This is a genomic window from Bacillus sp. FSL M8-0063, from assembly GCF_038005545.1.
GTDB lineage: Bacteria > Bacillota > Bacilli > Bacillales > Bacillaceae_G > Bacillus_A > Bacillus_A wiedmannii.
Genome location: NZ_JBBOTJ010000001.1, coordinates 3,521,847 through 3,537,676, shown reverse-complemented (window position 1 = coordinate 3,537,676; position 15,830 = coordinate 3,521,847). Strand labels below are relative to the sequence as shown.

Annotated in this window: 19 protein-coding genes and 2 pseudogenes; 12 read left to right on the top strand and 9 right to left on the bottom strand. The window is 35.8% G+C overall.

Translation table 11 applies throughout. The features are described 5' to 3' along the window. Positions 1 to 4: 4 nt before the first annotated feature. Entirely contained in the window at positions 5 to 217 is a 213-nt protein-coding gene (locus tag MKX31_RS17820) for a DNA-dependent RNA polymerase subunit epsilon (RefSeq protein WP_000576445.1), read from the bottom strand. Positions 218 to 764: 547 nt separating this feature from the next. On the opposite strand from MKX31_RS17820, the gene MKX31_RS17815 reads away from it, so the two are divergent. Next, positions 765 to 1,538: a Cof-type HAD-IIB family hydrolase gene (locus MKX31_RS17815; protein ID WP_064474942.1), complete on the top strand. Its 774-nt coding sequence runs from the start codon at positions 765 to 767 to the stop codon at positions 1,536 to 1,538. A gap of 58 nt (positions 1,539 to 1,596) precedes the next feature. On the opposite strand, the gene def is transcribed toward MKX31_RS17815, so the two are convergent. Beyond that, on the bottom strand, positions 1,597 to 2,151 hold the full coding sequence (gene def / locus MKX31_RS17810) for a peptide deformylase (protein WP_016086516.1): 555 nt from the start codon (positions 2,149 to 2,151) through the stop codon (positions 1,597 to 1,599). A gap of 165 nt (positions 2,152 to 2,316) precedes the next feature. After that, positions 2,317 to 2,463 (bottom strand): YjcZ family sporulation protein, encoded by a 147-nt coding sequence (locus MKX31_RS17805; protein ID WP_000274561.1) that lies wholly within the window; start codon positions 2,461 to 2,463, stop codon positions 2,317 to 2,319. 513 nt (positions 2,464 to 2,976) lie between these two features. On the opposite strand from MKX31_RS17805, the gene pdhA reads away from it, so the two are divergent. The 4 genes from pdhA (at position 2,977) to lpdA (ending at position 7,871) form a co-directional block, all read left to right on the top strand. After that, positions 2,977 to 4,092, top strand: a complete 1,116-nt coding sequence (pdhA, locus tag MKX31_RS17800) for a pyruvate dehydrogenase E1 component subunit alpha (RefSeq protein WP_000536893.1) — start codon at positions 2,977 to 2,979, stop codon at positions 4,090 to 4,092. Between the two features lie 3 nt (positions 4,093 to 4,095). Beyond that, positions 4,096 to 5,073: a pyruvate dehydrogenase complex E1 component subunit beta gene (gene pdhB / locus MKX31_RS17795; RefSeq protein ID WP_000068162.1), complete on the top strand. Its 978-nt coding sequence runs from the start codon at positions 4,096 to 4,098 to the stop codon at positions 5,071 to 5,073. 93 nt (positions 5,074 to 5,166) lie between these two features. Beyond that, complete coding sequence (pdhC, locus tag MKX31_RS17790) at positions 5,167 to 6,453, top strand: pyruvate dehydrogenase complex dihydrolipoyllysine-residue acetyltransferase (protein ID WP_340981380.1); 1,287 nt, start codon at positions 5,167 to 5,169, stop codon at positions 6,451 to 6,453. 5 nt (positions 6,454 to 6,458) lie between these two features. Continuing rightward, positions 6,459 to 7,871: a dihydrolipoyl dehydrogenase gene (lpdA, locus tag MKX31_RS17785; RefSeq protein WP_000260106.1), complete on the top strand. Its 1,413-nt coding sequence runs from the start codon at positions 6,459 to 6,461 to the stop codon at positions 7,869 to 7,871. Between the two features lie 102 nt (positions 7,872 to 7,973). Here the strand turns inward: lpdA and MKX31_RS17780 are convergent. Together MKX31_RS17780 and MKX31_RS17775 are read right to left on the bottom strand one after the other, a co-directional pair. Continuing rightward, positions 7,974 to 8,183 (bottom strand): annotated as a pseudogene (locus MKX31_RS17780) (hypothetical protein); the annotation flags it as partial. 96 nt (positions 8,184 to 8,279) lie between these two features. Beyond that, entirely contained in the window at positions 8,280 to 9,674 is a 1,395-nt protein-coding gene (locus MKX31_RS17775; RefSeq protein ID WP_340981379.1) for an MBOAT family O-acyltransferase, read from the bottom strand. A 249-nt stretch (positions 9,675 to 9,923) separates the two neighbouring features. On the opposite strand from MKX31_RS17775, the gene MKX31_RS17770 reads away from it, so the two are divergent. Then, positions 9,924 to 10,151 carry a hypothetical protein gene (locus tag MKX31_RS17770; protein ID WP_064474945.1) on the top strand — a complete coding sequence of 76 codons (228 nt, stop codon included), beginning with the start codon at positions 9,924 to 9,926 and terminating at the stop codon, positions 10,149 to 10,151. Position 10,152: 1 nt separating this feature from the next. Here the strand turns inward: MKX31_RS17770 and MKX31_RS17765 are convergent, their stop codons facing one another. Then, entirely contained in the window at positions 10,153 to 10,545 is a 393-nt protein-coding gene (locus MKX31_RS17765; protein WP_098103102.1) for a DUF1885 family protein, read from the bottom strand. Between the two features lie 128 nt (positions 10,546 to 10,673). Between MKX31_RS17765 and MKX31_RS17760 the strand changes: the two genes are divergently transcribed. The 4 genes from MKX31_RS17760 to MKX31_RS17745 all read left to right on the top strand — a co-directional run bounded on the left by MKX31_RS17760 (position 10,674) and on the right by MKX31_RS17745 (position 11,657). Beyond that, the gene (locus tag MKX31_RS17760) at positions 10,674 to 10,970 is read left to right on the top strand and encodes a DUF3055 domain-containing protein (RefSeq protein ID WP_088047342.1); all 297 of its coding nucleotides are present in this window, start codon (positions 10,674 to 10,676) and stop codon (positions 10,968 to 10,970) included. 196 nt (positions 10,971 to 11,166) lie between these two features. Beyond that, positions 11,167 to 11,295: a GapA-binding peptide SR1P gene (locus MKX31_RS17755; protein WP_000536778.1), complete on the top strand. Its 129-nt coding sequence runs from the start codon at positions 11,167 to 11,169 to the stop codon at positions 11,293 to 11,295. 59 nt (positions 11,296 to 11,354) lie between these two features. Further along, positions 11,355 to 11,483: a GapA-binding peptide SR1P gene (locus MKX31_RS17750; RefSeq protein ID WP_064474947.1), complete on the top strand. Its 129-nt coding sequence runs from the start codon at positions 11,355 to 11,357 to the stop codon at positions 11,481 to 11,483. Positions 11,484 to 11,528: 45 nt separating this feature from the next. Then, positions 11,529 to 11,657, top strand: coding sequence for a GapA-binding peptide SR1P (locus MKX31_RS17745; RefSeq protein WP_088047244.1), 129 nt, complete (start codon positions 11,529 to 11,531; stop codon positions 11,655 to 11,657). Between the two features lie 39 nt (positions 11,658 to 11,696). Here MKX31_RS17745 and MKX31_RS17740 read toward each other — a convergent pair whose 3' ends face one another. After that, a complete protein-coding gene (locus MKX31_RS17740) occupies positions 11,697 to 12,527 on the bottom strand; it encodes a protein-glutamine gamma-glutamyltransferase (protein WP_088047245.1) in 831 nt (276 codons plus the stop codon). A gap of 75 nt (positions 12,528 to 12,602) precedes the next feature. Continuing rightward, positions 12,603 to 14,075, bottom strand: coding sequence for an arginine decarboxylase (gene speA / locus MKX31_RS17735; protein ID WP_000084901.1), 1,473 nt, complete (start codon positions 14,073 to 14,075; stop codon positions 12,603 to 12,605). 367 nt (positions 14,076 to 14,442) lie between these two features. On the opposite strand from speA, the gene MKX31_RS17730 reads away from it, so the two are divergent. Continuing rightward, positions 14,443 to 14,712, top strand: a complete 270-nt coding sequence (locus MKX31_RS17730; RefSeq protein WP_000456565.1) for a UPF0223 family protein — start codon at positions 14,443 to 14,445, stop codon at positions 14,710 to 14,712. A gap of 80 nt (positions 14,713 to 14,792) precedes the next feature. Here the strand turns inward: MKX31_RS17730 and MKX31_RS17725 are convergent. Beyond that, positions 14,793 to 15,418: pseudogene (locus tag MKX31_RS17725) on the bottom strand (YktB family protein). 206 nt (positions 15,419 to 15,624) lie between these two features. Here MKX31_RS17725 and MKX31_RS17720 point away from each other — a divergent pair. Further along, on the top strand, positions 15,625 to 15,813 hold the full coding sequence (locus MKX31_RS17720; protein WP_001250166.1) for a hypothetical protein: 189 nt from the start codon (positions 15,625 to 15,627) through the stop codon (positions 15,811 to 15,813). Positions 15,814 to 15,830 lie beyond the last annotated feature (17 nt).

The following is a 15,830-nucleotide window of genomic DNA, read 5'->3' as shown; positions in this document are numbered from 1 at the left end:
ATGACTATACGATTTCCGCTAATGTTAAATCAGCGTTTTCTTTTTCATATTCAAGATGAGCACCAGTAACAGACTGAACGAACTCGATATTATATGCGAACTTATTTAATTTCTTACGAACATCCTTTTCAGACGTAGCCTCTAAATATAAAACTTTTGTATTTTCACGTACTGGAACCTCAGTCAATTTTACTTGATAAAATACTTTAAAAATCATTTGGAAAACCTCTCCTTGTCTATGTTTTGCATTATCTGTTACTTATTATAAAGCAAACAGTCACGATTTTCATGTTTTTTCGAATGAGAATGAAGAAAAAGCCCGAAATGGGCACAATTTAAGCGATTGTCTTTTTACGGACTAGATCTTTTAAATAACGCTTGAGCTTTTTCTTCAGCTTCTTCAGCATGATTACTCCTTCCTTTCCTTATTTAAAACATGCATATTACTAGTGAAAACTCCGTCTCTGATATAAGAAAGAAGACAAAAGTGAATGTTGAATCTTGTCCTTTCTCATACAGGGAAAGTTATTCTATAGTAACGATTAGTAGCCGTTAGTTATAGGTATAGTATGAGAAAGAATAGAAAAGAAAATTCATACGAACAAGTATCCACATTTTTTACTAATATATATATGCAGGTTTCATAAATAAGGTCAGAAAGTGAACGCTTTCTTCACAGATGTTTAATATGTTATACTTTTTTTTAGAATTTGAAAAGCGATAATCAAAATAGGAATATAGAGTAACAGAAAGGATTTTGACAAATGAATGATAAAATTGTCTTTTTTGATATTGACGGAACATTATTAGATCACGATAAGAAGATTCCGCAATCTACACGAGATGCAGTAAGACATTTACAAGAGAAAGGTGTGCATGTAGCAATTGCAACAGGACGTGCGCCATTTATGTTTGAGGATATACGTGAGGAACTCAATATACATAATTATGTTAGCTTTAATGGACAGTACGTTGTATTTGAAGATGAGGTAATATTTAATAACCCGTTACATCCAGCTGCCTTACATAAGTTTACTCAGTTTGCAAAACAAGAAGGATATCCACTTGTATATCTGGATCATCAAGAAATGAGAGCATCAGTAGAATATCATGATTATGTGAAAGAAGGTTTTGGAAGCTTAAACTTTGAACATCCGGCATATGAACCTGATTTTTATGAGAAGCGTAATATTTATCAAACTCTGCTTTTCTGTGAAGTGAATGAAGAGGAAAAGTTTATTAATCAGTATCCAGACTTTCATTTCATTCGCTGGCATGCGTATTCAATGGATATTATTCCAAATGGTGGTTCGAAGGCAAAAGGAATTGAGAAATTCATTGAAAAATTAGGATTTAACCGTGAGCAAGTGTATGCATTTGGAGATGGCTTAAATGATTTAGAAATGATCGAAGCAGTTGGGACAGGTATTGTGATGGGGAATGGTCACGAAGACTTGAAAAAACTTGCAAATTATGTGACAAAGGATGTTAGTGAAGACGGCATATATCATGGCTTAAAATGGGCTGGATTGCTATAAGTGAATATGGAACCCATTTCATATAAAAAAGGCGGAAGATTAACTTCCGCCTTTTTTATTATCGCTCTAGAGGTTTTGAATCATCAGGAGCAGCAAATGGATTTTCTTTATTAATGTGGTCATAGAACATAACACCATTTAAATGGTCAATCTCATGCTGAAATACGATTGCTGGTAAACCTTTTAAACGTAATTTTACTTCTTCGCCGTTGATAGATGTTGCTTTCACTGTAATTCTTGTGTAACGAGGGACATAACCAGGTACTTCGCGGTCTACTGATAGACAGCCTTCCCCGCTTTGTAAATATGTACGTTCAACAGAATGACTAATGATTTTTGGGTTGAATAATGCATGACTATATAACGTACCGTCCGTATCAGTTACATGAACCGCAATCATTTTCTTTGAAATACCGATTTGTGGAGCTGCTAATCCGATTCCAGGGCGTAAACTATATTTTTCAGCCATTTCAGGATCTTGGCTATTTATTACAAATTCAATCATTTCTTTAAGGGTAGTTGTATCTTCTTCGCTCGCCGGCATTGAAACCTCTTCTGCAACGTTTCGCAAAATAGGATCTCCTTCGCGAATTACATCTTTCATTGTAAGCATATGTAATCTCTCCTTTCTTCTTTAGTCTACCAAAGGAGATGGAAAAAGTCATCGACAAGTAGGGAAGCGCTTTGGAAAGCGTTCTACTATAGAATATTTATGTATGTAATAAAAAGAAAAGACGGCAAAGCCGTCTGTTTCTTTCCATAGTTGTTTCATTTTACATTAGCGAATGCAAGCAGCACCAACGATAATTAAAAGAATAAACAACACAACGATTAAGGCGAAGCCGCGTCCAGACCCGCCACAAGAACCGCCATAACCGTAGGAAGGATTTGAACAAGTTGGATAGCAATATGAGTATCCGTACATGAGATGACCTCCTTTATCATTTCCCGCTAACACTGCGGTTACTATAATGTATGGAGGGAAGGATAGAAATGTATGGGTAATTACCTATAAAAGGAAGAAGAGTTTGTATATTTTTGCTAAGAAGAGAGAAAAACTAAAGAGAATTAAATCGTTTACATATTATTCTAAGAGAAAAAATAAGTTGAAAAGGGAATAATATAACAGTAGGTTAATGCTTACTAATACAGATGTGAAAAATAAAAACACGTTTGTGTAGAAGAAACCTGCAGATTATTTATAAAAAAACGTAACCAAAGTAATTGACATCGTAATTAGAATAGTTGTAAACTAAAAAACGTGATCAAGATTGTATTAATATGTTTCTGAAAAAACATTAGTACAGATTGTTAGGTACACAAAATTATTCTCAACCGACAGATAAATTTGTTGGTTTACATTGTTGCGTTTTCAGTCTAGCTAATAGATAGTGAAAGCGTTTCAGAATATGGTTCAAGAGAGGAAGAGGTGAACGGAATGGGTACTAAAACAAAAAAGACCCTATTTAATGTTGATGAGCAAATGAAAGCTATCGCAGCTCAATTTGAGACATTACAAATTTTAAATGAAAAAGGCGAAGTTGTGAATGAAGCAGCTATGCCTGAATTATCTGATGATCAATTAAAAGAATTGATGCGCCGTATGGTGTATACTCGCGTACTAGATCAACGTTCTATTTCTTTAAACCGTCAAGGACGTTTAGGTTTCTACGCACCAACAGCTGGACAAGAGGCTTCTCAATTAGCAAGTCATTTCGCACTTGAAGCAGAAGATTTCATCTTACCAGGATATCGTGATGTGCCACAATTAGTATGGCACGGTTTACCATTATACCAAGCATTCTTATTCTCTCGTGGACATTTCATGGGTAACCAAATGCCTGAGAATGTAAATGCACTTGCTCCACAAATCATTATCGGTGCGCAAATCATCCAAACTGCTGGTGTTGCGTTAGGTATGAAACTACGTGGTAAAAAATCTGTTGCAATTACTTACACTGGTGACGGTGGTGCTTCACAAGGTGACTTCTACGAAGGTATGAACTTTGCGGGTGCATTCAAAGCTCCAGCAATCTTCGTTGTACAAAACAACCGTTATGCAATCTCTACTCCAGTAGAAAAGCAATCTGCAGCTAAAACTGTAGCACAAAAAGCAGTAGCAGCAGGTATTTACGGAATTCAAGTAGACGGTATGGATCCATTAGCTGTATACGCAGCAACTGCTTTCGCTCGTGAGCGTGCAGTAAACGGCGAAGGCCCTACTTTAATCGAGACTTTAACATTCCGTTATGGTCCACATACAATGGCTGGTGATGACCCAACTCGTTACCGTACAAAAGATATCGAGAACGAATGGGAACAAAAAGATCCAATCGTACGCTTCCGTGCATTCTTAGAAAACAAAGGCCTATGGTCTCAAGAAGTTGAAGAGAAAGTAATCGAAGAAGCAAAAGAAGATATCAAACAAGCAATTGCTAAGGCTGACCAAGCTCCAAAACAAAAAGTTACTGATTTAATGGAAATCATGTACGAAAAAATGCCTTACAACTTAGCTGAACAATATGAAATTTACAAAGAAAAGGAGTCGAAGTAAGCCATGGCTCAAATGACAATGATTCAAGCAATCACTGATGCTTTACGCGTTGAAATGAAAAATGACCCTAACGTACTTGTGTTTGGTGAAGACGTTGGTGTAAACGGCGGTGTATTCCGTGCTACTGAAGGTTTACAAGCTGAATTCGGTGAAGATCGTGTAATGGATACTCCACTTGCAGAGTCTGGTATTGGTGGACTTGCAGTTGGACTTGCATTAGAAGGCTTCCGTCCAGTTCCAGAAATCCAATTCTTCGGTTTCATTTATGAAGTAATGGATTCAGTTTCTGGTCAATTAGCTCGTATGCGTTACCGTTCTGGTGGACGTTGGACTGCTCCAGTAACAATTCGTTCTCCATTCGGTGGCGGTGTTCATACTCCTGAACTACATGCTGATAGCTTAGAAGGATTAGTGGCTCAACAACCTGGTCTAAAAGTTGTTATTCCATCTACTCCATACGATGCAAAAGGTCTTTTAATCTCTGCGATTCGTGACAACGATCCAGTTATCTACTTAGAGCATATGAAATTGTACCGTTCATTCCGTCAAGATGTACCAGAAGGCGATTACACAATTGATTTAGGTAAAGCTGATATCAAACGTGAAGGTACAGATGTATCTGTTATCGCTTACGGTGCTATGGTTCATGCTGCATTAAAAGCTGCTGAAGAACTTGAAAAAGAAGGTATCTCTTTAGAAGTAGTTGACTTACGTACAGTTCAACCATTAGATATCGAAACAATCATCGCTTCTGTTGAAAAAACAGGCCGCGTAGTTGTAGTTCAAGAAGCACAAAAACAAGCTGGTATTGCAGCTAACGTTGTAGCGGAAATTAACGACCGTGCAATCTTAAACTTAGAAGCTCCAGTTGTACGTGTTGCAGCTGCTGATACAGTATTCCCATTCTCTCAAGCTGAGAGCGTATGGTTACCAAACCATAAAGATATTGTTGAAGCTGTTAACAAAGTAATGAACTTCTAATTTTTAGCTTTTCATGTGCAAAAGAAATCAGCACATGCTGGTTTCTTTTGTACATATTCCATAATAATGAAATGAATCAGGGGGCTGAATTCCGTGGCATTTGAATTTAAACTACCAGATATCGGTGAAGGTATCCACGAAGGTGAAATCGTAAAATGGTTTATTAAACCAGGCGATGAAGTAAACGAAGACGATGTACTTCTTGAAGTACAAAATGATAAAGCAGTAGTAGAAATCCCTTCTCCTGTTAAAGGTAAAGTACTTGAAGTACTTGTAGAAGAAGGAACAGTTGCAATTGTAGGAGATACATTAATTAAATTTGATGCTCCTGGATACGAAAACCTTAAATTTAAAGGTGACGATCATGATGAAGCTCCAAAAGCTGAAGAAGCAGCAGTAGAAGCTCCAGCAGCGGAAGCTACTCCAGCAGCAACTGCAGAAGTAGTAAATGAGCGCGTAATCGCTATGCCATCTGTTCGTAAATATGCTCGTGAAAACGGCGTAGACATTCATAAAGTAGCTGGTTCTGGTAAGAACGGCCGTATCGTAAAAGCTGACATCGATGCATTTGCAAATGGTGGACAAGCAGTAGCAGCAACTGAGGCTCCAGCAGCAGTAGAAGCTACTCCAGCAGCGAAAGAAGAAGCACCAAAAGCACAACCAATCCCAGCTGGTGAATATCCAGAAACTCGTGAGAAAATGAGTGGTATCCGTAAAGCGATTGCAAAAGCAATGGTTAACTCTAAACATACAGCTCCTCACGTAACATTAATGGATGAAGTAGATGTAACAGAACTTGTTGCTCACCGTAAGAAGTTCAAAGCTGTTGCAGCTGACAAAGGTATTAAATTAACTTACCTTCCATACGTTGTTAAAGCTTTAACATCTGCATTACGTGAATTCCCAATGTTGAATACTGCTTTAGACGATGCTTCTCAAGAAATCGTTCATAAACATTACTTCAACATCGGTATCGCAGCTGATACAGACAAAGGTCTATTAGTACCAGTTGTTAAAGATACAGATCGTAAATCAATCTTCACTATTTCTAACGAGATCAATGATCTTGCTGGTAAAGCACGTGAAGGTCGTTTAGCTCCAGCTGAAATGAAAGGTGCTTCTTGCACAATTACAAACATTGGTTCTGCAGGTGGACAATGGTTCACTCCAGTTATCAACCACCCAGAAGTAGCAATCCTTGGTATCGGCCGTATCGCTGAGAAGCCAGTTGTGAAAAACGGTGAAATCGTTGCAGCTCCAGTATTAGCATTATCTCTAAGCTTTGACCATCGTTTAATTGACGGCGCAACTGCTCAAAAAGCATTAAACCAAATTAAACGTCTATTGAATGACCCACAATTATTAGTAATGGAGGCGTAATAACAATGGTAGTAGGAGATTTCCCAATTGAATTAGATACAGTCGTTGTTGGTGCAGGTCCTGGTGGATACGTTGCGGCAATTCGTGCAGCACAATTAGGTCAAAAGGTAGCAATTATCGAAAAAGCTAACCTTGGTGGCGTATGCTTAAACGTTGGATGTATTCCTTCAAAAGCGTTAATCAATGCAGGTCATCGTTATGAGAATGCAATGCATTCTGATGACATGGGTATCACTGCAGAGAACGTAAAAGTTGACTTTACAAAAGTTCAAGAATGGAAAAACGGCGTAGTTAAGAAATTAACTGGCGGTGTTGAAGGCCTTCTTAAAGGTAACAAAGTTGAAATCATTCGCGGTGAAGCTTACTTCGTAGATGCTAATACATTACGCGTAATGACTGAAGATGCAGCACAAACGTATACGTTTAAAAATGCTGTTCTTGCAACTGGTTCTACACCAATCGAAATTCCAGGATTCAAATACTCTAAACGTGTTATCAACTCTACAGGTGCTTTAAGCTTACCTGAAATTCCTAAAAAACTTGTTGTAATCGGCGGCGGTTACATCGGTATGGAATTAGGAACTGCATATGCTAACTTCGGTACAGAAGTTACTGTAGTAGAAGCTGGCGACGAAATCTTAGCTGGTTTCGAAAAAGCTATGAGCTCTGTTGTTAAACGTGCTCTTCAAAAGAAAGGTAACGTAAATATCCATACAAAAGCTATGGCTAAAGGCGTTGAAGAAACAGAAACTGGCGTAAAAGTTAGCTTTGAAGTTAAAGGTGAAATCCAAACTGTAGAAGCAGATTACGTATTAGTAACTGTAGGTCGTCGTCCAAACACTCAAGAAATTGGTCTTGAGCAAGTTGGAGTTAAAATGACTGACCGCGGCATCATCGAAATCGATGAGCAATGTCGTACAAACGTATCAAACATCTATGCAATCGGTGATATCGTTCCTGGACCACCATTAGCTCACAAAGCTTCTTACGAAGGTAAAGTAGCTGTTGAAGCAATTAGTGGCCATGCATCAGCAATCGATTACATCGGAATTCCTGCAGTATGCTTCACTGATCCAGAATTAGCATCTGTTGGTTACACTAAGAAACAAGCTGAAGAAGCAGGAATGACAGTAGCTGTATCTAAGTTCCCATTCGCTGCTAACGGTCGTGCATTATCATTAAACAGCACTGACGGTTTCCTACAACTTGTAACACGTAAAGAAGATGGTCTTCTTGTAGGTGCTCAAGTTGCAGGTGCAGGCGCTTCTGATATTATCTCTGAGATTGGTTTAGCTATCGAAGCTGGAATGACAGCAGAAGATATCGCTCAAACAATCCACGCTCACCCAACATTAGGTGAGATCACGATGGAAGCAGCTGAAGTTGCTCTTGGAATGCCAATTCACATTGTAAAATAATTATAAAAAAACGTCTTCTAAATTTAGAAGACGTTTTTTTTCGTGTGTTATATGCATAGAAAAACAAGAGGTGAATTTTGTTGATTCACCTCTTGTTTTGTATTCTTTGTTTTCAAATTGATACATTTCTTTATTTGTACTAGTGTCATTATAAAGGAATAATACGATATCAGCATTTAGTTTTTCGAGGTCTTGCTTTACATTTTTACTTGCCGCAAATCGTGGATCAATAAATGTTGTTTATTCAAACTCTTGTGCAAATAAAGGATAAGCTGTATTTGCATAAGAATCTTTAATAATGACAGCATGTAGTGTGTTCGTATGCATAAAATGCACCTTTCATATTCAATGGTGATCGGTCTTCTAATTGTTCATGAGTAAATGCCTTGTTAGTCCTCCAGCCCTCCTTTAGAAGCGGAAGTAAATAAATGGATTGTAAGTTGCATTCGTTAAATACATCATAGTTATGATTAAAACACTCAAGTAATAAAGTGGAGATAAAATTACTACCTTTTTATTTGCTAATGGATTCTTGATCCAAGAGAAAATTGGAGCTGATGTAATAATAGCAAGTATAAAGATTCCCCAATAATTCATCACATAGAAATAACTAGTAATGTCAGTCAACGATCCATTTAATCCGAACATTGTTTGTAAAAATTTAGAACAGTAGCTAAAATTATCAGCGCGGAAGAACACCCAACCAATAATTACTAAAAACATAACGTATATGTGTTGAATCGGCCACCATAATTTTTGTAATATTTTTTCGAAACCAGCCTTTTCTAAAGCAATTAAACATCCGTAATAAATACCCCATATCATAAATGTCCAACTAGCTCCATGCCAAAATCCAGTTAATGCCCATACGATAAATAGATTTCGATAGTTTTTCCAAGGAGATACTCGATTTCCGCCTAGTGGAATATAAACATAATCACGGAACCATGAACCAAGTGAAATGTGCCAGCGACGCCAAAATTCAGAGATGGATTTTGAAATATATGGATAATTGAAGTTTTCTAAGAAATCAAATCCGAACATTTTTCCTAATCCAATTGCCATATCACTGTAACCTGAAAAATCGAAATAAATTTGTAATGTATAAGCAATTGCACCAATCCAAGCGGTTGATACGCTCATCGTTGCTGGATCCATTGCAAATATTTCATCGGCAATAGCTCCTAGTTGATTCGCAATTAAAACCTTTTTTCCTAATCCAATGATAAAACGACGAATTCCTTCTGAAAACTTATCAGCATTAACTGTTCTAACATGTAATTGAAAAGCGATTGTATTATATCGAACAATTGGTCCTGCTACTAATTGCGGGAAAATAGTAAAATATAGTGCAAGATCAAATAGATTTCGCTGAGCTTCTACTTTTCTCTTATAAATATCGATAATATAACTCATTGCATGGAAAGTGAAAAATGAAATCCCAATTGGCAAGGGGATTTTTTCGAGTACAATGTTTGTATGAAAAATTCCGTTTATATTATCTACTAAAAAATTAGCGTATTTAAAATATCCTAGTATAGCAGTATTGACAACAATTGCTATAGTAAAAATAAGTTTTCTATTTGCACTAGATAGTCGGTCTTTATTAAGCCATATTCCGAACCAATAGTTGATGAAAATAGAGAAAAGCATTAGGAAGACATATATTGGTTCTCCCCAAGCATAAAATAATAAACTAAATAATAAAAGAACGATGTTTTGTAATTCTTTCCGTACTGAGTAGTATACGAAAAGAATTGCAGGTAAAAAAAGACATAAAAAAAACAAATTGCTAAATACCATGTATTATTAATTCCTTTCTATATTTTCTTCTTAAGGAGTATACCATGCGATAAATGAATAATCTGTCTTATGGGAGATATGAGCGAATTTATTGTTAAGAACGAGGGATATTCGTATGTGAATAGTTGGGGAATTAAAAAAACAGGAAAAATTAAACAGTGGATTAGGTGGAATTTGGAGAAGTCTACTTTCAAAATACTAAGGGGGAAGAGTTGAAGCATATAATAGAAAGGATAAGGAGGTAACGCTATGAAAATTACGCTAGCTTCATTTTTTCATCTAGTTTTGTGGAGTGGATTTTCAGCAGTGTTATTATTGTCAAGTCGGGATAAACTGCATTATAAAATTTTTCTTTTTCTTATATTTTTGTACTTAGCGTATGTGATAGCATATGTCATACTAAGTGCAAGGAGGAAAGCAATACTTCTTACTTGCACAAATAGTATGATCTTTCTAATCGTTTATTTTTGTTTTTAAATTAACGTTTATAGAAATACATTGTTCTTCCATTAAATAATTGTAACTCTCCTTCTAATTTCTTCGCTAGAAAACGGCAAAATTCATTTGCTTTTCCTTTATCACCAAATGTTGCATTAGGTGGTAAAGAAATCTGAATAAAAGATTGTTCCTTTTCTATACCAACACCAACATAAATGGAGTCATATCGATCGTGAGTAGATTGTAGTTTTAATGTTGTTGCTGATGTATCTAAAATTTCATAAGGAAAAGCGGTATTTGTATAAGCGTAATTAATTTGAACACCAGTTTTGGAAGTAACTGTTTGATAGTAATGAAAAAGTTGTTTTATATCATCTATTGAAACAGATTGTTGATTGGATTTAGGTACAAGCGTAATAAAGGCATGTTGCATATAAGATCCCCCTAACCTTAGTAGAATACTAACATTCTACACGATACTGAATTTTTTGACAATTAAAAGGAGTATTCCTTTTTTTGTTTAATATACTAATGAAAGGTGATGGAGAAAGGTGGAAACCGATGTTTGAAAAATTGTATGATGAACATGAAAGTGTGAAGGTACGATTTTTGGGTTTTATGACACATGATACTCGTTATGATTTTGGTGTTATTTATACAAATATGTTTTTTGGAAAGCCACTCATTGTTTGCATGCAAACAGGAAGGTCTACTTTACTTGGGCGAGATGATGTAGAGAATGTTCAACATATACAGGAGATTTTTAAATTAGGATCAGAAGAGGAAGCGGCAGAGTTAGCTCAGTTTTTCAAGTTTTTAGTCCCACCTACTTCTTTGCATGCGGAATATGAAGAATAATTAATGTAAAACAGTCGTACGTATAAATATGGCTGTTTTTTTGTTTGAATATCGCATACTAATTAAAATTAAAAATATTTAATGTGTTATACTAAAAACCTATTGACGTAAAAAGTATAACATATTAAAATAAAGACAGAAAGTTAAGCGGTTACAAAAAAGTTTTTGGGATTATAAACTTAGGGGGAAATGAAAAATGGGAACGATCGTATGTCAAGATTGTGAAGGTACAATTGCACACTTCGAGGATGAAAAAGTAACGGTACTTTACGGGAAATGTGGATCTTGCGGATGTGATCACACAGAGCATACAAAAGCCCAATAATTGATAGGAAATGGACAGCTAAAAGTTTTTAGGACCATAAACTTAGGGGGAAATAAAAAATGGGAACAATTGTATGCCAAGTATGTGAAGGAACAATCGGTCATTTTGAAGATGAAAAAACGACAGTGCTTTACGGAAAATGTGGTACAAATTGTGAATGTGCTAATAGAGATAAGGCGAAAGCTTAATTATAAATAAGTAGATTATTATTAAAACTCAGGGGGAAATGAAAAATGGGAACAATCGTATGCCAAGTATGTGAAGGAACAATCGGACATTTTGAAGATGAAAAATCAACAGTACTATACGGGAAATGTGGATCTCATTGCGAATGTGGCCATAAAGAACATACAAAAGCTTAAATAAAAAAAGCGCCTACATATACATATGTAGGCGCTTTTTTAATAAATTGTAGTTGTATGACCAACTGTTGCAACGATTGCATCATCTCTAATCGGAATAAACCCTATCGATGTCTGTGGAGTGCTAGGAGAAGCGTAGTGGCTCATAAGACGGCTATCAATACGGGTAATAGTATCGGTCAAGAAAGCTGAAATAAAAGCGTAAGGGACTCGTCGTTCATTTAATGAGTATATAATTTCCTCTTTTGTTTTTACACCTACGCCATGTCCGTAAAAAAAGAAATTTCCTAGATAGATTGCATTTTCTCCTTGCCACTCGATCGTAGCTGGATTCACTTGTGGATTTTTAAAATAAACGAGATCACCTGGAACAAGATCACCACCCGTTTTTGTTATGAGCTTTAAATCTTGATCGTAGTCCCATGTATAAAGTAAAAGGTTTGCAAAGAGACGGTTGAAAGTTTCTTCCTCATATAATGATCGTAAAGCTTTGTAAAAAATAATAATCATAGCGGTGGCACATTCAGTTCCATATAGTTTTCCGTTTTTGAAAATATCTTGTATGGCAATGGAAGGGGGTATGTTTGGTAGTAGCTCGAATCCTCCAAGTGACGTTCTTTTCCAATACTGGGGGTTGCAAAAGGATTGTTGAAATGTGCGAAACTGAAATCCACTTTGAAAAAGTTCTAATGCAGAAGTAATAATATTCACTCGCAAATTTAGATCAAAGCTGAGTTCATCAGATGTTCGGAAGGAATAAATTTCTTGATTTCCTGCCATTATCGATAAAATTTGTTGTTTCTCAGCTGCAAATGGCTCGTATTCATTTGTGATATAAGGATGTACAATAGAACGGCCTATTACAATCATAATCGTATCCCCACCTATACGTTACATTACTTAATATCGTATGAGAAAAGGGTAAAATGGTGAAAGAAAAGCCTATCAACTGATAGGCTTGTACTCTTTAATCACACGTAATGTTTGTAATGTCATATCTTCAGGACCTTGTACAGGTAAACCCGCTTCTAAGTTTTTACGAATATACTCTAAGTTATCTTGTGTAATAATTTCCCCCGGAGTAAAGATTGGAATCCCTGGCGGATAAACCATAACGAAATCAGCTATAATACGACCTGCTGCATTTTCAAACGGAATGACTTCTGTTTCCGAATAAAAAGCATCTCGAGGAGAAAGTGCTAGCACTGGTATTTCTGGAATTTCTACTTGTATTTGAACACCTTTATCGGCTTTATTTCTAAATGTTGCTGCTAAATCTTGTAATGCTGCAATAAGTGTATTTGTCTCACTTTCTGTATCCCCAAAAGTGACAAGACATAGTATGTTGTATAAATCCGAGAGTTCTACTTCAATGTTATATTGCTCTCTAAGCCATACTTCAGCCTGATGGCCTGTAATACCTAAATCTTTTACAGATACAATTATCTTTGTAGGATCGTAGTTAAAAGTAGCATCTGTACCTAGCATTTCTTTCCCAGGACAGTAAAGATCCTCAACAGCATTAATAGCATCACGAACTTGTTCCGCTAATTGTATTGTTTGTTCTATGAGTGCTGTTCCTTCTGTAGCAAGACGTTTTCTAGCAACATCTAGGGATGCTAACAAGATGTAAGAAGTTGATGTAGTCGTAAGCATGCTAATAATAGATTGAACATGTTTAACGTTCACAAGGCCTTCCTTCACGTTAAGAATAGAACTTTGCGTTAAAGATCCTCCTAATTTGTGAACACTTGTTGCTGCCATATCTGCACCGGCTTGCATCGCTGACATCGGCAATTCATCGTGAAAATGAATATGAACACCATGAGCCTCATCAACTAGTACAGGGATATCATAAGAATGCGCTAATTGGACAATCTGTTCTAAGTCCGCAGCAAAGCCAAAGTATGTTGGATTAATAACAAGTAAGCCTTTCGCATCTGAATGCTCTTCAAGTGCCTTTTTGACAGATTGAATTGTGATTCCGTGTGAAATACCAAGTTTTGGATCGATTTCAGGATGCATGAAAATCGGTTTTGCACCTGAGAAAATAATAGCTGACATTACTGATTTATGCACGTTTCGTGGCACTAGGATTTTGTCACCAGGACCGCACACGCTCATCACCATTGTCATTATTGCACCACTTGTACCTTGAATAGAAAAGAAAGTATGATCTGCACCAAATGCAGCGGCTGCTAAATCTTGTGCTTCTTTAATCATACCTTTTGGATGATGTAAATCATCGAGCGGCGCAATATTAATTAAATCAATTGCTAATGCATTATGCCCAATAAATTCGCGAAATGTAGGATCCATGCCCTGCCCTTTTTTGTGACCAGGAATATGGAATTGAATTGGATTTCGCTTACTGTGCTCAACTAAAGCGGTAAACAATGGTGTTTCGTATTGGGACAATCTATACACCCCTTCTTTTTCATAATATTTATTAGAGTTTGTTTTATATAATCTTGTTCTAAAAAAGTTAAGTGCTTTTTAGAATGAGACTTGTTTTTCTGCCAATCACAAAAGCATTTTTGAGATGGTAGGTTCACTTTATTTTCTATAAAACAAAAGCATTATATCACCAATAATTATAGATGTATAGAAAAAAATATTTTTACAGTGAGTATGTTAAATAGTTATTTCCAATTAACTTATAGAGGAAGACAATTCCATCACAATGAATAAATAGTGTATAATGCAAAGTGGCTATAGTGAAGAAGAAAAAAATCCCTTTAAGATAGCATATTGAAATAAGAAGAAATGATAAATGAGGTGCGAAATGGAATATCAATATCCGTTAGATTATGATTGGTCAAATGAGGAAATGGTTGTAATTGTGAAGTTTTATGAAGCAATTGAGAAAGCATACGAAAAAGGAATTATAAGAGAAGAATTAATGGGATTATATCGTCGTTTTAAAGAGATTGTTCCATCTAAAGCAGAAGAGAAGAAAATTGATAAAGAGTTTCAAGAAGTAAGTGGATATTCTATATACCGTGCGATTCAAAGGGCGAAAGAAACTGAAGAACAAAAGCTTGTGAAAATGTAAAAATATTTTGAAAAATGAAAACTGAAGTGATATAATGTGATAACAACTAAAAACGGACAATATAAATTGTCCGTTTTCTACTATCGATTACAAAGTGCATATAAAGGAAGGAGTGATTGCATCGTAGATTCAATCTTAGCAAGGAATTGTTCGTTGGTCATTGCTGAAAACTCCTCTGGTGATATATGAATACCAACTAATAATTCTGCTTTTTTCACAGTAGCTAGACGTTCAATCATCTTTTGTAAGTCTTCTGTTTCAAGTGTTTTATGTAATTTTACACTTGGTTTAGTATGGTCAATGGACCAAACGAAGTCATTTGGAATATTTGTTTTTAAATCATTTAAATGTTCTAAGAAGGCGTGAGCCGTCTCCACTTTTTGTGGACACTCATAGATTAAACCAAAGTATATGAAGGCATGAGTACCCCATAATCCAATTTGGAAATGTGGCAGCATTTTATAACCGCGTTTATTTGTTGAAAAAGCAACCCAAGTATCGTTTGGTGGATTGACTTTGCGGCGTGCATGTTTTGCTACATGATAAAAAAGTTCTCATCAGTTTGTTTGGATAAATACGTTGCAAACTGTTCCCCTAAAGCTTCCAGCTTAGGATGAATGTTCGTTTTAATTGCACTCATTCGTTCTTCGAGACCATCAACTGTAAAGACCTCAAAATCAGTTGACTTGAATGTTTGTAGTGTCATGATTGTTCCTCCAACTCCTATTTTGCTTTTATTTTAGCATAGCTTGTACTATTCATAAAAAAAACAGCACAAAAAAAATTAAATAAAAAAATATAATTTTGTTGCATAGATGATTTATCCAACATAGTATAGTATAAAACAAAAAATCAGAAAATTGAATCAATTACAGTCCGAGGGCAGACGAATATTGGGAGGAGGCAAATAATATGAGACAGGTGATTAATGCGTTAAAGAGAACAGATGCTGAAAAGAGAATACCGGTGCTACGTTTGGAGCTAGATTATGAATTAGCAACTTTATATGATGCGATGATGGAGAATGATAAACTGAAAAAAGAAGAGTGTGTACAAAAGTTAGAAGTGTTAAGACTTGAAATGATTCGTTTAGAAGCGTAATAATAGTATATGTATAA

What these genes read in the sequence shown, in the direction of transcription:
- MKX31_RS17820 (WP_000576445.1), bottom strand. Translation starts at nt 217, where the DNA reads ATGATTTTTAAAGTATTTTATCAAGTAAAATTGACTGAGGTTCCAGTA.
- MKX31_RS17815 (WP_064474942.1), top strand. Translation starts at nt 765, where the DNA reads ATGAATGATAAAATTGTCTTTTTTGATATTGACGGAACATTATTAGAT.
- def (WP_016086516.1), bottom strand. Translation starts at nt 2,151, where the DNA reads ATGCTTACAATGAAAGATGTAATTCGCGAAGGAGATCCTATTTTGCGA.
- MKX31_RS17805 (WP_000274561.1), bottom strand. Translation starts at nt 2,463, where the DNA reads ATGTACGGATACTCATATTGCTATCCAACTTGTTCAAATCCTTCCTAC.
- pdhA (WP_000536893.1), top strand. Translation starts at nt 2,977, where the DNA reads ATGGGTACTAAAACAAAAAAGACCCTATTTAATGTTGATGAGCAAATG.
- pdhB (WP_000068162.1), top strand. Translation starts at nt 4,096, where the DNA reads ATGGCTCAAATGACAATGATTCAAGCAATCACTGATGCTTTACGCGTT.
- lpdA (WP_000260106.1), top strand. Translation starts at nt 6,459, where the DNA reads ATGGTAGTAGGAGATTTCCCAATTGAATTAGATACAGTCGTTGTTGGT.
- MKX31_RS17775 (WP_340981379.1), bottom strand. Translation starts at nt 9,674, where the DNA reads ATGGTATTTAGCAATTTGTTTTTTTTATGTCTTTTTTTACCTGCAATT.
- MKX31_RS17770 (WP_064474945.1), top strand. Translation starts at nt 9,924, where the DNA reads ATGAAAATTACGCTAGCTTCATTTTTTCATCTAGTTTTGTGGAGTGGA.
- MKX31_RS17765 (WP_098103102.1), bottom strand. Translation starts at nt 10,545, where the DNA reads ATGCAACATGCCTTTATTACGCTTGTACCTAAATCCAATCAACAATCT.
- MKX31_RS17760 (WP_088047342.1), top strand. Translation starts at nt 10,674, where the DNA reads ATGTTTGAAAAATTGTATGATGAACATGAAAGTGTGAAGGTACGATTT.
- MKX31_RS17755 (WP_000536778.1), top strand. Translation starts at nt 11,167, where the DNA reads ATGGGAACGATCGTATGTCAAGATTGTGAAGGTACAATTGCACACTTC.
- MKX31_RS17750 (WP_064474947.1), top strand. Translation starts at nt 11,355, where the DNA reads ATGGGAACAATTGTATGCCAAGTATGTGAAGGAACAATCGGTCATTTT.
- MKX31_RS17745 (WP_088047244.1), top strand. Translation starts at nt 11,529, where the DNA reads ATGGGAACAATCGTATGCCAAGTATGTGAAGGAACAATCGGACATTTT.
- MKX31_RS17740 (WP_088047245.1), bottom strand. Translation starts at nt 12,527, where the DNA reads ATGATTGTAATAGGCCGTTCTATTGTACATCCTTATATCACAAATGAA.
- MKX31_RS17730 (WP_000456565.1), top strand. Translation starts at nt 14,443, where the DNA reads ATGGAATATCAATATCCGTTAGATTATGATTGGTCAAATGAGGAAATG.
- MKX31_RS17720 (WP_001250166.1), top strand. Translation starts at nt 15,625, where the DNA reads ATGAGACAGGTGATTAATGCGTTAAAGAGAACAGATGCTGAAAAGAGA.